Origin of the sequence: Nonomuraea sp. NPDC049141 (assembly GCF_040648415.1) — a bacterium.
Taxonomy (GTDB): Bacteria; Actinomycetota; Actinomycetes; order Streptosporangiales; family Streptosporangiaceae; genus Nonomuraea.
The window spans coordinates 1-13176 of record NZ_JBEZDR010000028.1; the positions used below are offsets into that span (position 1 = coordinate 1).

15 protein-coding genes are annotated in these 13176 nt (G+C 65.6%); 12 read left to right on the plus strand and 3 right to left on the minus strand.

The window, feature by feature from the left end; translation table 11 throughout:
- Positions 1–285: 285 nt before the first annotated feature.
- Positions 286–1758 (minus strand): CHAT domain-containing protein, encoded by a 1473-nt coding sequence (locus AB0B91_RS53450; RefSeq protein ID WP_358338929.1) that lies wholly within the window; start codon positions 1756–1758, stop codon positions 286–288.
- Positions 1751–2095: a CU044_2847 family protein gene (locus tag AB0B91_RS53455; protein ID WP_358338932.1), complete on the minus strand. Its 345-nt coding sequence runs from the start codon at positions 2093–2095 to the stop codon at positions 1751–1753. The genes AB0B91_RS53450 and AB0B91_RS53455 overlap by 8 nt, the downstream gene beginning before the upstream one ends.
- An 872-nt stretch (positions 2096–2967) precedes the next feature.
- On the opposite strand from AB0B91_RS53455, the gene AB0B91_RS53460 reads away from it, so the two are divergent.
- From AB0B91_RS53460 to AB0B91_RS53505, 10 genes are all read left to right on the plus strand, one after another.
- Entirely contained in the window at positions 2968–3993 is a 1026-nt protein-coding gene (locus AB0B91_RS53460) for a LacI family DNA-binding transcriptional regulator (RefSeq protein WP_358338935.1), read from the plus strand.
- Positions 3986–4867, plus strand: a complete 882-nt coding sequence (locus AB0B91_RS53465; protein ID WP_358338937.1) for a ribokinase — start codon at positions 3986–3988, stop codon at positions 4865–4867. Before AB0B91_RS53460 ends, AB0B91_RS53465 begins: the two co-directional genes overlap by 8 nt.
- Complete coding sequence (locus AB0B91_RS53470; RefSeq protein ID WP_219534534.1) at positions 4857–5228, plus strand: RbsD/FucU domain-containing protein; 372 nt, start codon at positions 4857–4859, stop codon at positions 5226–5228. Before AB0B91_RS53465 ends, AB0B91_RS53470 begins: the two co-directional genes overlap by 11 nt.
- 14 nt (positions 5229–5242) lie before the next feature.
- Positions 5243–6214, plus strand: a complete 972-nt coding sequence (locus tag AB0B91_RS53475) for a sugar ABC transporter substrate-binding protein (protein WP_358338940.1) — start codon at positions 5243–5245, stop codon at positions 6212–6214.
- The gene (locus AB0B91_RS53480; protein ID WP_358338943.1) at positions 6211–7698 is read left to right on the plus strand and encodes a sugar ABC transporter ATP-binding protein; all 1488 of its coding nucleotides are present in this window, start codon (positions 6211–6213) and stop codon (positions 7696–7698) included. The genes AB0B91_RS53475 and AB0B91_RS53480 overlap by 4 nt, the downstream gene beginning before the upstream one ends.
- Positions 7695–8693, plus strand: a complete 999-nt coding sequence (locus AB0B91_RS53485) for an ABC transporter permease (protein WP_358338946.1) — start codon at positions 7695–7697, stop codon at positions 8691–8693. The genes AB0B91_RS53480 and AB0B91_RS53485 overlap by 4 nt, the downstream gene beginning before the upstream one ends.
- Before the next feature lie 436 nt (positions 8694–9129).
- On the plus strand, positions 9130–9510 hold the full coding sequence (locus AB0B91_RS53490) for a hypothetical protein (RefSeq protein WP_358338949.1): 381 nt from the start codon (positions 9130–9132) through the stop codon (positions 9508–9510).
- On the plus strand, positions 9468–10013 hold the full coding sequence (locus AB0B91_RS53495) for a TetR family transcriptional regulator (protein ID WP_358338951.1): 546 nt from the start codon (positions 9468–9470) through the stop codon (positions 10011–10013). Before AB0B91_RS53490 ends, AB0B91_RS53495 begins: the two co-directional genes overlap by 43 nt.
- A complete protein-coding gene (locus AB0B91_RS53500) occupies positions 10013–10375 on the plus strand; it encodes an SMR family transporter (RefSeq protein WP_358338954.1) in 363 nt (120 codons plus the stop codon). The genes AB0B91_RS53495 and AB0B91_RS53500 overlap by 1 nt, the downstream gene beginning before the upstream one ends.
- On the plus strand, positions 10375–10701 hold the full coding sequence (locus tag AB0B91_RS53505; protein ID WP_358338957.1) for an SMR family transporter: 327 nt from the start codon (positions 10375–10377) through the stop codon (positions 10699–10701). Before AB0B91_RS53500 ends, AB0B91_RS53505 begins: the two co-directional genes overlap by 1 nt.
- A gap of 73 nt (positions 10702–10774) precedes the next feature.
- Here AB0B91_RS53505 and AB0B91_RS53510 read toward each other — a convergent pair whose 3' ends face one another.
- Entirely contained in the window at positions 10775–11437 is a 663-nt protein-coding gene (locus tag AB0B91_RS53510) for a hypothetical protein (protein ID WP_358338960.1), read from the minus strand.
- Between the two features lie 426 nt (positions 11438–11863).
- Between AB0B91_RS53510 and AB0B91_RS53515 the strand changes: the two genes are divergently transcribed.
- A complete protein-coding gene (locus AB0B91_RS53515) occupies positions 11864–12661 on the plus strand; it encodes a GNAT family N-acetyltransferase (RefSeq protein ID WP_358338963.1) in 798 nt (265 codons plus the stop codon).
- 121 nt (positions 12662–12782) lie between these two features.
- Positions 12783–13007, plus strand: coding sequence for a translation initiation factor IF-1 (gene infA, locus AB0B91_RS53520; RefSeq protein WP_358338966.1), 225 nt, complete (start codon positions 12783–12785; stop codon positions 13005–13007).
- Positions 13008–13176: the final 169 nt, after the last annotated feature.

The window sequence follows — 13176 nt, forward strand, 5'->3', positions numbered from 1 at the left end:
CCATCGATCGCACCACCTACAAAGCCACCATCAGCATCAACATGCTCACGAGCAGCCCATGACACCACCGACCCCGCCCTAACTGAACGGCGTTGAGTCTAGTTCTCCTCCTTCTCCCACTTTCGTACGCCCTGATTCGGCTCGCAGGCAGGACTGTCAAGCATCAAGCGAGGCAGGACACGGCATCGTAGGGGGTGCCGGGTCTCAGGACCAGCGCCCTCAGGTGCGCCGGACCAACGTACGCAAAGAACTGCACGCGACCGCCGCCTGCCTATCTTCCTATGGTCATGCCTCTTTATCCGACCAAGACAGGATTTGGCCATCGATCACAAGGGATTGGACAATATATCGCATCCTCTTTGACGTGAGAGTCAGCTCCGCAGCCAATCTTCGACCGGCATCGGTTAGCACGAACGTATGGTCGCCATTCAGGTCGTTCATGGATTTTTTTAAGATGCGACCATCGACCTCAAGACTGTCCGACCAGCCCCACCGAGCCACAATGATGTGTGACTCGCTCGTCAACGCTACGTTGATGATCGTAGCCCATACCATGGAGCTTCGCTTCTCTGTGGATACGGTGGCACGCCAAAGGCTCTCTGCCGATGGTGCTTTGCGAGGTGGGACATCAGGTATCCGCGTTGGAGTGGAAGATACGTCGAACACCTGACCGTCGGCTGCGCGAAGATACAAAACAGGCGTTGCCCATTCCACGGGATTTGGAATTGCGTAGATAGCTCTTCGAGCATGGGCGATGCATGTATCAATGGGATCGCCAACGGCGAGCATCTCATAGAAAACCTTGGAGAAGGCAATCGCGGCGCGGTCGCTGATCTCGAACTGCATGGCCACTACCGCTGGAATACGTTGTTGTACGAGCGTCTGGGCCACTCCTGCCAGAGGGTCGACATGACCTGTGCGAGCGCCTTCACATGCGTTGAGGATGGCAAGGCGGAGAGAGCCGTGGTCATGGAGGAGGGCGGCTAGCTGAGCTGCTCCTATCGGCAGGCCACGGTGATTGTCATCTTCGAAGAGAAGCTCACCGTAGCCGACCTGCGGACTGAACCGGCCATGTCCAATGAAATGGAGAATATGGTAGTCGCGGTGGCGTAGCTGAGCATCCAAGCGGCTAAGGGTTGGCGGCTCAAGACGATCAATTTCGACGTAGCCTGACTCCACTACACCGCTCAATGCCTCCTCAAGATTTGTCCACTCTCGTTCTACATCGAGTTCGTCGAAGTCGGGTTCGTTCGGATTGGAGATGACCACGAGCATCCTGAGTGGCCCGGTGACCGAAAGAACACGACTAGGATCGGGAAGCTCCAAAAATCGCACCATGGGGGTTCTGGTTGACAAGCAGATGAAGCGGCGTCGCTCGGGGTCGTACAGATACTCCCAAGGGAGATCGGCAAGTTCCGGACAACCTGACAAGCGTATTCTGATTCGCAACCCGGACTGCTCTTCTTCGGTGCTCTGCAGGCTCATGAGGAGGTGCGCTTGGACCTGCTCTTGGAAAACTGCAGAGTAGAGGCTGCCGCCAAATTCGATTGCGGCTGCGTTTGATGAAGGCGGAGCCCCGCGCATTCCGCGGCGACGTCCTATTTTGAGTAACAGTATCTCTAGCTGTTCATCGGTGAAGGGAAGTTGAAAAATACGTGTGGCGCCCTGGCCGCTGGGTGAGTCCAACACTCTGGCGCGGTAGGAGCTGCCATGTCGTTCGATGAGGATGTCGAAATTCTTGTAAGTATTCTTATTCATTGCCCTGTTTGGATCGATGCCAAGTCAACGAGATCTTGAAATTGGCCGAACCGCTCGTCTTCGCGATGAAGGCGCCGGCCTCCGCGCTCAGTCCCAGTCCGAACTCGACGTTGATCTCATCAGGCGCGTCCGAGAGGAGTCGGAGTCGATTGATCACGGCTTGGGCGGCTGGGCGTATACGTTCGACGGCTTGCTCGAAACTGCGGTCAGCCTCTTGGGCTGTGGGGCGTGAGCCCCATCCGCGTCTTGCCGCACCATCGGATGCGGGCAGGTCATGGACTTCCACCAGTAGCGTCTCTCCACCGTCTGACTGAAACTCGACGAGTCGCTCCATCATTGGCCTCCAAGGATCCTTGATAGCACTTGGAGTCGGCATCCGATAGTGAATAGGTCACAGAAGTGCGACGATTGCCGTGGTTCGAATAAAGATCACGGGCGGGGGATGAATCCTGCGCAATTATGCTCGCGCCGTAATCCATTGAGCGTCAATGCCCTATCTCCAGCAGAGGCGATATATGTGCCGCCGACGCCCCCTCTATCTGCCGAACAGCCAGGCGAGTATTTGTCGTTATTGCGTACTATAAATCGATATGCGAGATTGTTCGCTAACATCGCCGTCGAATCGGGATAGCGATGATGTCTGAGAGGCCCCAGCGCATGGTTCTTGCGGGCAGCCAGGGACGCGTATTGTCCGGTGACGCCGACCAACTGGCGGATCACGTGCGGGTTGCCGGCCGCGTTGACCCCGAAGATCTTGGCACGGCCGCGTCGATCCGCCGGCGTCCGTAGCGTGGTGGTCTTGCCGGCGCCGTTCGGGCCGATGGCGTCGAAGATTATACCGGGTCGTACCTCCAGATCGATCCCGTCGACGGCGCGGTGCTCGCCGAACGTTGCGCGCGTACGGCCAGATCGAGCCTTAAGAGGCCATCGGCGTATCGGACGGGCGCCAGTACGGTGAGCAGGCGACCATGGAGCCCCGCGCCCATCGCGCAGCCCCGAAACCGCCTGACCTGCACAGGCTCCGCGCGCTGCCGTACGGAACAGGATGCACTGTGCGACATCGGCAGGCCGGCGCACAACCTCAGCCCGCTGGTCGTGATCGTCCTGAAACCTTGCGATAACACCTTCATAACGTCCCATCTACTCGTGTTGCTACTGCGGAATCCCTAGCCGAATACTGCTGCAACACGAGTAGATGGGATTTGCGTAGTGGTCACACGCCGCGATGTGGCGCGGCTGGCCGGCACCTCAGACGCCGTCGTCAGCTACGTGCTCAACAACGGGCCGAGAAATGTCGCGCCGCACACCCGCGAACGGGTGCTGCGCGCGATCGACGAGCTCGGCTATCGGCCGAACGCCGTCGCACGCTCGTTGCGCACCAGCCGTACGCACACGATCGGGCTTGTCGTCCCCGACAACGCCAACCCCTTCTTCGCCGAGCTGGCCCGCGAGATCGAGGACGTCGCCTTCGAGCACGGCCTGACGCTGTTGCTCGGCAACGCGATGGACGACGACGATCGTGAGGCCGCCTACGTGCGGACCCTGATCGACCGCCAGGTGGACGGGTTGATCCTGATTCCTGCCCACGGCCCGCACGCCTGGCGGTCCCAGCTCGCCGCTTCCAAGGTGCCGTGCATCGTGCTCGACCGCGAGCTCGACGACACCCCGGCAAGCCACCTGCTTCTCGACAACGAGGGCGGCGCGTACGAGGCGACCGGCCACCTGCTCGCGCACGGGCAGCGGCGTATCGGTTGCGTGGCGGGGCCGAAGAACATCCATCCGACCGTCGACCGTGTCGCCGGCTGGTCGCGGGCGCTGACCGAAGCCGGTCTCGACCCGGCCTCGATGCCGCTGGTCAACGGTCCGTTCGGGCGGCGGCAGGGCTACCTCGGCGGCCACGAGCTCCTGTCACAGGAGGACCGGCCCACCGCGCTCTTCGTGACCAGCGACGAGCAGGCGATCGGCGTCGTGCGCGCCGCGGCCGAGCTGGGGCTGAGTGTGCCGGGCGACGTCGCGCTGTGCTCGTTCGACGGCATCGCCGCCTCCTCTTACACCGTGCCCGCGCTCACCACCATGCGCCAGCCGATCGAGGTACTGGGCAGGCGCGCAGTGGAGCTGCTGGTGGCACAGATCGGTGACTCATCAGGCGGCGAGCGTGTCGTCCTGTCCGCCACGCTGATCAGGCGCGGCTCGTGTGGCTGCCCTGACCCGGTCGGCGGGGTCGACGATGCGTGAGCTGGAGCTGGTCGTCGTCGGCAGTCTCAACATGGATCTCACGGTCCCGGTGACGCGCCTGCCCGGCCGGGGCGAGACGGTCGCGGGCGCCGCCGCGGTGCGGGCCGCCGGAGGCAAGGGCGCCAACCAGGCGGTGGCCGCCGCCCGGCTGGGCGCGCGGGTTCGCCTGGTGGGCCAGGTCGGCGACGACGCACTGGGCGGCGAGCTGCTCGCCGCCGTGGCGCGTGAGGGCGTGGACGTCTCAGGCGTACGGCAGGTGCCCGCCGCCACTGGGCTGGCGATGATCGTCGTCGAGGACGGCGGCGAGAACATGATCACTGTCGCCAGCGGCGCCAACGGTCTGCTCCGCCTCACCGACCTCGACCTCACCGGCGCCGACGCGCTCCTGCTACAGCTGGAGATCCCGGTGGCCGCCTGCCTCGCCGCCGCCCGGCAGGCCAGAGCCCACGGCGTGCCGGTGATCCTCAACGCCGCGCCGTACACGCAGGGTCTTGAAGAGCTGCTCACCCAGGTGGACCTACTGATCGTCAACGAGGGAGAGGCCGCCGCCCTGTGCGGCGGCACCGACCCCGCGGCGCTGCTCGCGCTCGGGCCGTGCGCCGCGGTGGTGACGCTGGGCGAGCACGGGGCGCGCGGCCAGGACGCCTCCGGCGTCTGCCAGGTGCCCGCATTCCCGGTGCATGCGGTGGACGCGGTCGGCGCGGGGGACACCTTCTGCGCGCAACTCGCGCTCGCCCACGCGGCCGGCTTGCCTCTCGCCCAGGCTGTACGGCTGGCCTGCGCGGCCGGCGCGCTGGCCACCACCGGCCACGGGGCCCAGACCGCCATGCCCACCGGCGACCAAGTGGAAAGGTTGCTCGCCCGTGCGTCATGACGGCCTCTGGCATCCCCGCCTGCTGCACATCCTGTCTGCGGCGGGACACACCGACCTCATCGTGGTGGCCGACCCCGGCTTGCCCGTCCCGCCCGGCGTCGAGACGGTCGACCTCGTCTGGCGCAGGGGCGAGCCTGCCTTCCTGCCCGTATTGGAAGCGGTGCTCGGCGAGCTCGTCGTCGAGACCGCCTACGTCGCCGAGGAGTCGCCGCCCGGCTTCCTCGACGGCGTACTGACAAGAACCGAACGCATTCCTCACACCCGTCTCAAAGAGCTCACCGGCCGGGCCCGCGCAGTCGTGCGGACCGGCGAGGCGACGCCGTACGCGAACGTCGTCCTCCAAGCGGGCGTTCCCTTCTGAAGGAGAAACACCACATGAACAAGAAGATCGTCGTCGTGGCCGGTCTGGCACTCGCGCTGACCGCCTGCGGCAAGGAGGGCGGCACCACCGCCGCCGCGCCCGCCGCCGCCCCCAAGCCTGGTGAGAAGCCGAGCGTCTGCCTGGTGATGAAGTCGCTGGCCAACGAGTTCTTCCAGCAGATGCAGAAGGGCGCCGAGGAGCACGCCGCCAAGCGCGGCGACCTCACACTCAGCGTGGTCGGCATCCAGAACGAGACCGACATCGACAACCAGGTCGCCGCCGTCGAGAAGTGCGTCACCCAGCAGGCCAAGGCGGTCGTGATCGCCCCCGCCGACTCGCGCGCGCTGATCGCGCCGATCAAGCGCGCCGTCGACGCGGGCGTGAAGGTCGTCAACATCGACGTTCAGCTCGACGAGGGCGCGATGAAGGCCGCCGGCATCGGCGACAAGGTGCCCTTCGTCGGCCCCGACAACCGCGAGGGTGCCAAGCAGTCGGGCATGGAGCTGGCCAAGGCCCTCGGCAAGGACGCCGAGGTCGTCATCCTGGAGGGCAACCCAGGCGCGGCCAACGCCGCCCAGCGCAAGGCCGGGTTCGAGGACGCGATCAAGGCGGGCGGGCTCAAGCTCGTCGACTCCAAGACCGCGCACTGGGAGACCGACGAGGCGCACACCGTCTTCGGCAACATGCTCACCGGGCACCCGAACATCAAGGGCGTGCTGGCCGGCAACGACAACATGGCACTCGGTGCGCTGAAGGCGATCGAGGAGCAGGGCAAGAAGGATCAGATCAAGGTCGCCGCGTTCGACAACATCCCGGCCATCGCCCAGTACGTCAAGGACGGCACCGTCGTGTCCACCCTGGACCAGTACGGGGCGCAGCAGGCCTCCAACGGCATCGACTACGCCATGAAGATGATCGCCGGCGAGAACTTCAGCGGCTGGCAGAAGACCGAGATCAAGCTCATCACCAAGGACAACGTCGGATGATGACCGTCACCGGCCTCGTCAAGCGCTTTCCCGGTGTGATGGCGCTCGACGGGGTCGACCTTGACATCCGCGCGGGCGAGATCCACGCCCTCGTGGGAGAGAACGGCGCGGGCAAGTCCACGCTGGTCAAGGCCCTGGCCGGGATCCACGCGCCGGACGGCGGCACGATGACCTTCGACGGCGCGCCGTACACTCCCGCCAGCGCGGCCGACGGTCTGGCCGCCGGGATCTCGGTGGTCCACCAGGAGCTGGCGCTGCTGCCGTACCTCACCGTGGCGGAGAACCTGTTCCTGCGCGCGCTGCCGCGCACGGCGGGCGTCGTCGACAGGAAGCGGCTGCGCGCGGACGCCACGCGGCTGTTGACGGAGATCGGTCTGGAGGTCTCGCCCGACACCCTGGTCGAGCGGCTCGGCATCGCACAGATGCAGCTGGTGGAGATCGCGAAGGCGATCTCCACCGACTGCAAACTGCTGATCATGGATGAGCCGACCGCCACACTCACCTCGCGCGAGGCGGGACGCCTGTTCGGCATCCTGCGGGCGTTGCGCGAGCGCGGCGTGGCCATCGTCTACATCTCCCACCACCTGCAGGAGGTGCTGGAGCTGGCCGACCGGGTCACCGTGCTGCGCAACGGGCGCAGCATCGAGACCCGCGAGATGGCGGGCGTGACCGCGCCCGACCTGGTCAGGTTGATGGTGGGGCGCGACCTGGCGCAGGAGTTCCCGGCCAAGCCACTGACGGAGCTGGGCGAGGTGGCGCTGAAGGTGCACGATCTCAAGGTCGCGGGCTTCGAAGGGCCGCTCTCCTTCTCGGTACGGCGCGGCGAGGTCGTGGGGCTCGCCGGGCTGGTCGGCTCCGGTCGTACCGAGGCGATGCGCGCGATCTTCGGCGCCGACCCCGCCTTGTCCGAAAATATCGAGCTTTACGGCAAGAAAGTGCACATCCGGCACCCCCAGGACGCGGTACGGCACGGCATCAGCCTGCTCACCGAGGACCGCAAGTCGCAGGGGCTGGTCCTCGACCTGCCGATCAGCGCCAACGTCACGCTCGCCAAGTTGCGCGGATTCCTGGTGCGCTTCGGCCAGGAACGCTCGCTCGCCGAGGACCTCGGGCGGCGCCTGCACCTGCGTTCCGCGGGCGTCGACCAGCATGTGCGCACCCTGTCGGGCGGTAACCAGCAGAAGGTCGTGCTGGCCAAGTGGCTCAACGCCGGATCCGACATCCTGATCGTGGACGAGCCCACCCGCGGCATCGACGTCGGCGCCAAGTACGAGATCCACGAGCTGCTGCTCGGCCTGGCCGCAGAAGGCAAGGCCCTGCTCGTCGTCTCCTCGGACCTGCCGGAGCTGATGGGCATCTGCGACCGCGTCCTGGTCTTCTCCCGCGGCAAGATCGCCGGCGAGGTCGCCCGGGCGGACTTCGACGCCGAGCACATCCTCACGATGGCCTACTCGGGCTACCTCAAGAACGGTGAAACACAGTGATCAAAAGGCTCGTGCTCGGCGAGGCCGGCATCGGCGTCGCCCTGGTGCTGCTCGCGGGCTTCTTCGTCATCGCCGCGCCGAACTTCGCGACCGAGCAGAACCTACGCAACATCATGACCCAGATCACGCTGAACACCGTGCTCGCCGTGGGCATGACGTTCGTGATCCTGGTCGGCGGCATCGACCTGTCGGTCGGCTCGGCGATGGCGTTGTGCGCGGTCGTGTCGGGCACCATGATGGCCGGATCCGGCTCCGCCATGACGCTGGTCGGCGCGATCTTGGTGAGCGTGCTCGTCGGCGGCGTGGTCGGCTGGGTCAACGGGTTCGTGTCAGAACAGTGGCGGGTGCCGTCATTCATCGTCACCCTGGCCATGCTCAACATCGCGCGCGGCGGCGCCGAACGGTATACCGACGCGGCCACCATCTACAACCTGCCCGCCGCGCTCAACGAGTTCGGGACCCTAACGCTCATGGGCATCCCCGCGGTGTTCTGGGTGGCGCTGCTGCTAGCAGGGGCCGGCTGGTTCGTGCTGTCGCGCACCGTCTTCGGGCGACTGATCTACGCCACCGGCAACAACGAGGAAGCCGTCCGCCTGTCCGGCCACAAGACCTCCCGCATCAAGATCGCCGCCTTCATGATCGCCGGATTGGCCGTGGGCATCGCGGCCATCCTGTACATGGCCAGGCTCAACATCGCCAGCCCTATCCTGGGCCAGGGCTACGAGCTCAACGCGATCGCCGCCGTGGTCATCGGCGGAGCCAGCCTGCTGGGCGGGCGCGGCTCCATGGTCGGTACGTTCCTCGGGGCATGTCTGCTCGGCGTGCTCACCAACGGGCTGCTGCTCATGGGCGTCTCCGACTTCGAACGGCAGATCATCACCGGGCTGGTGATCCTGGTCGCCGTGGTGCTGGACGCGTACCGGCTGCGCCTGGCCCGCAAACTGGCCGTCACCCAACCCGCGCAGGCACTCACACCGGCGACGGTCCCCTCCTGACCATCGACCAGCTCGGCGGACGGGTAGTGAGGGCCTCGGAAAGGCGAAGGCCAGGTCGAAGGCCGCCTGAACAGGGCAGAGGGTGCAGCTCTCTTGCAGGTTGACGCGGATGCTGCACAGCAACGCCGCCTTACGGATCAGGAAGGTTGGGGTTTCGAGTACCTCCGGCCGCACACAGCATCAAGGCCCGTTACCAGGGAAAACCTGGAACGGGCCTTTGTGTTTGTCGGGACAATCTCGGGATCTTGCTAACGCTGCTGCAAACAAGGGGCGCTCACTCGGCGATCGCCTGGGTGAAGATGTCCGCCGCCGAGGCTTCCGCTGCGCGGATCACGTGGGCATAGACCCGCAGAGTGGCGGGACAGTCAGGCCTGTACTGCACGTTCAGCCATGTTTCCGTATACCGCGACGCCTCCTTGGCTGGAAGGTTGTCTTCGTGAGACGGCTATGGAGCATCGTCGCCACGCTCAGTACGGCATTGAGTGCAGCCGCCTGCACCGACCGGCCTGCTCCGTCCGTCGAGGTTGCTCAGACTTCATCGTGCTCCTCTGGCAACGTGTGCTACGCGGCTGTCGGCAAGGACCCGGCCATCGTCGTCTATCGAGGAGAGTTCTACTCCACGCTGATGCCGTTGACGGCGCGCCTGGAATGGGTGGAAGGCGATTCGTGCCTGGTCGTCAAGAGAAATGGCAACACGGAGAACCTGTTCTCGACAGAGTACTCGCGGCTCCGCATAGCTTGCTTACTTTACCAACCGGAAGGTAAAGTAACGGCATGGCAAGAGCTGGAAAGCAACGCATCATCGACGGCGCGCTAGAGCTGCTCCGGGCGCAGGGGGGCGGCTCGATCACCCTGGATGGGGCCGCCAAGCAGGTCGGGCTGACCAAGCCGGGGTTGATGTACCACTTCCCGACCAAGGAGGCGCTGATGCTGGCGGTGGTCGACCATGTCGCCGCCCGCTGGGAGCATTTGCTGCTCGACCGCCTGGACAAGCCGCTGGCGGCCGCGTCGGCCACCGAGCGCATCCGTGCCTACGCGCAGGTCTCGCTGACCGAACGCCACGACCAGGCCGAGTTCGCGATCTACTTCGATGCGATGTACCGCGACGCGTTTACCGACGCCTGGGTGCGGCGGCTGCAACCCTGGCTGATCCTGCCCGACGACCTTTCGCCAGCCACCCGTGCCCGGCTCACCATGGTTCGGCTGGCGGCCGACGGCTACTGGATCGCCGCCGCCACCGGCGTGTTCGCCCCGGCCGAGCCAGACCGGGTGCTGCTGGCGACTGCTATCGACAAGCTTCTGGAAGACGAGACCGACTGATGAACAAGTGGCTGCTGCTCGCCGCGGCGATCCTCCTGGAAGTCACCGCCACCCTGTCGCTGCGCGCGGCCGTTGACCATCCCGGCTGGTACGCGCTCGTCGCGGCCGGTTATATCAGCGCTTTCGTCGCCCTGACCTACGTGCTACGGCTCGGCGTCGGTGTCGGCGTCGCCTACGGCATCTGGGCCGCCGCCGGCGTCGCCCTGACCGCCATCCTCGCCACCATCATCTTCGGTGACCCGTTGACCGGGGTCATGGCTCTCGGCATCGGCCTGGTCATCGGCGGCGTGCTCTGCGTCGAGATCGGGTCCCAGGCCGCCCACGCCAAGCAGGCCGCTCACACACAGGAAGGGCACAGCTGATGGTCTGGCTCGCTCTCGTCGGCGCCATCCTGTCCGAGACGGCCGGCACCCTGGCGCTGCGCATGGCCTCGCAGCCCGGCGGCTCCAGGAAGTGGTTCATCGGTGTCGGCGCCGGCTACCTCACCGCGTTCACCATGCTCACCATCACCCTCAACGGCGGAATCGCCCTCGGCGTCGCCTATGGCATCTGGGCCGCCGCCGGCGTCGCCCTGACCGCCATCTGCTCCCGCGTCCTGTTCGGCGAACCGCTCACCAAGGTCATGATGCTGGGCATCGCCTTGATCATCGGTGGCGTGATGGCCGTCGAACTCGGCGCTCAGCACTAACAGGGCTGACTCGATCCGCTCACCATGACACCCCATAGCGCGCGGTCGGCGGCAGATCCGGACGCTTGTCGGTCTATCGATGATGTCGCCAGGCTGCGGCGCACACCTCTATCCAGGTCGCGAGGTCAGGCACGTCATCGATCGTGAGTAACGAGTACGGCGGGGAGCCGGCCAATGGCGCGACAGCTGTGAACGCGTGGTCCGGTGCGAAGAGAAGTAGCCGACCGTCGTCCCGATGTGCCAGCGTCAGATTCCCGTTGGCCTCTATGGCGACGGCGTAGTACTCATCGGGGCTGATGGAAACTTCCAGGCCGACGTCTTCCCAGAGCCACGCATAGTCGGTGAGTACATCTGCGATGCCTACGCGCGTCGCATCAAGTGTGAGCACCTCGTTCTGGTTGTTCCACCAGGTGGCGGGCTCACGGAACCTTTCGACGATCCCGCCGCAGAGTTTCCAGAAGCTCTTGTGGGTCTGGGGGACGGAATCGCCGTCCACGTCGTGAGGCGGGTGGCAGAGCCATCCCCGTCGATCGTCCGGTGATCCCCATGCCAGCAACTCGTAGGCATTGCTTCCGACGGAGACAGGCGTGAGGGTCGTCGATTGGAGCAGAGCAGACAGTTCAGGCAAGTCGTCGATCGATCCGCGGATCCACGGCTGCGCCTCGCCCACTACAGCGCTCTCTCCGGGTTGGAGGAACCATGAAACCTCGTGGAGGAACTGCTCCCAGTCGCTCATGGCACTGATGGTGGCAGAGTCACCTTCGTCCATCGGTCAGGGGCCGAGCGTCCGCTCATCGGTAGAGGCGGCTGTCCTCCCCGGTAGGAACGACGCCACTCGGCCGGCTTGGCGCGCTGCATGATGCACCAACCGTGCACACACCATGATCGACAGGTGCTGCGAAAGTGGCCGACGACGCGGTTCGGGCGGCACACATCGCGGCAGATGAGCGCGTTGGCGGCCCGCCTGGTTGGCCGGCGGAAAATGATTGGGCGGGACGACGTTCGGGCTGATAGCGTCCGCTACACCGTGACAGGCCACGAGGAGGTGAGACCCATGAACGCTGTATCGATGTGGGTGCTCCCCCTCGTCATCACGGTCGGGCGATTGACGTAGGTGTCGCCGGGAGCGCCTCGACAAGGCACTCCCGAAAGGCAACAACCTATGGACTCTGGGCATTTCACTCCGGGCACGGGCGAGCATGCCGTAGCCATCACGCGGGTCGCGGAGAGGCAGTGGCACGCTGTGGCGGACGACCGGGTGGTCGGCCGCGGCGATTCTTCGCGCAGACCCGACGGGCGGATCTTCCTCAGCATCGACGCGTGGCACTGCGCGGCCTTCGACCAACTCGCCGATGCCATGCTGGCAGATCTGCCGAAGCCACTGCACACGCTGGTCGACGAGGCCGACCTCGACTTGACGTCCCACTGGGAGCGAGTCGGCTTCACGACCCGACGCCGCGAGTGGGAGTACCTCGTGCCCACCGACCCGCGGGTCACGGGACTCGGCTCAGTGCTGCCGCCGCCGGGCGTGACGATAGTCACCGTCGGCGAGGCGGAGGAGGGTCCTCTGCGCAAGCTGGACCGCGTGATTCGCGACGAGGTCGAGGCCACCGTCGGATGGCAGGAGATGCCGGCTGAGGTGCTGCCTCGCCCGGACGGCGTCACCCTGCTGGACCCGTCGAAGTACGCGGTGGCGGCACAGTCCGGGGAATATGTGGGACTGGTCCGGTTGGCGCCGGTGACCCGGCAGCCACGGATCGGGCTGATCGCAGTCCGGTCCGACCACCACCGCCGCGGTATCGCTCAGGCGCTGCTCGCCCACGTGCTGGGTTCGCTGCACCGCTGCGGGATCGAAACGGCGTCCGCCGAGGTGAACGAATCCAACGGGGCGGCCACGGCGTTGTTCGAGGGCGTCGGCGCCCGGCGTACGAGCAGCAACCTGGAGTTGGTGCTCCGCTGACGCCCCACCGCCTCACCGCGCGAGGGGACCGGCCTGATGCAGCGCGTCGATCACGGTTGCGTCAACGGAATCCGTCTCCTCATCGACCTCACAAGTCACCGACCGGAGAAATGCGAGAATTATGGCCAGAACAGCAGACGGCATCGAAGTCGAGGGCACCGTCGTCGAGTGCCTGCGCAACGCCACCTTCAGGGTGGAGCTTGCGAACGGGCACAAGGTGCTGGCGCACATCAGCGGGAAGATAAGGAAGCACTACATCAAGATCTTGCCGTATGACCGGGTGCTCGTGGAGCTCAGCCCGTACGACCTCACCCGCGGCCGGATCATCTTCCGATACAGGACGTAGCGGCGGGCGGGACGCGCCCTGAAAGCTCTCCCATCTGGACCGGAAATGCCCTCCAGGATGACGACTCGGCTCGGTTCTTCGTCCGGGTAGGCACGTCACCGGCCTGACGCGCCAGCGGTATCGAGCGTCCGGCTTCCAGCCGGTCGCCGATCCCGCTGGCGCATCGCGT

Excerpts from the sequence above, each read along its gene's own strand:
- AB0B91_RS53475 (WP_358338940.1), top strand. The coding sequence starts at position 5,243 with ATGAACAAGAAGATCGTCGTCGTGGCCGGTCTGGCACTCGCGCTGACC.
- AB0B91_RS53455 (WP_358338932.1), bottom strand. The coding sequence starts at position 2,095 with ATGATGGAGCGACTCGTCGAGTTTCAGTCAGACGGTGGAGAGACGCTA.
- AB0B91_RS53505 (WP_358338957.1), top strand. The coding sequence starts at position 10,375 with ATGGTCTGGCTCGCTCTCGTCGGCGCCATCCTGTCCGAGACGGCCGGC.
- AB0B91_RS53515 (WP_358338963.1), top strand. The coding sequence starts at position 11,864 with ATGGACTCTGGGCATTTCACTCCGGGCACGGGCGAGCATGCCGTAGCC.
- AB0B91_RS53500 (WP_358338954.1), top strand. The coding sequence starts at position 10,013 with ATGAACAAGTGGCTGCTGCTCGCCGCGGCGATCCTCCTGGAAGTCACC.
- AB0B91_RS53510 (WP_358338960.1), bottom strand. The coding sequence starts at position 11,437 with ATGAGCGACTGGGAGCAGTTCCTCCACGAGGTTTCATGGTTCCTCCAA.
- infA (WP_358338966.1), top strand. The coding sequence starts at position 12,783 with ATGGCCAGAACAGCAGACGGCATCGAAGTCGAGGGCACCGTCGTCGAG.
- AB0B91_RS53450 (WP_358338929.1), bottom strand. The coding sequence starts at position 1,758 with ATGAATAAGAATACTTACAAGAATTTCGACATCCTCATCGAACGACAT.
- AB0B91_RS53495 (WP_358338951.1), top strand. The coding sequence starts at position 9,468 with ATGGCAAGAGCTGGAAAGCAACGCATCATCGACGGCGCGCTAGAGCTG.
- AB0B91_RS53480 (WP_358338943.1), top strand. The coding sequence starts at position 6,211 with ATGATGACCGTCACCGGCCTCGTCAAGCGCTTTCCCGGTGTGATGGCG.
- AB0B91_RS53465 (WP_358338937.1), top strand. The coding sequence starts at position 3,986 with ATGCGTGAGCTGGAGCTGGTCGTCGTCGGCAGTCTCAACATGGATCTC.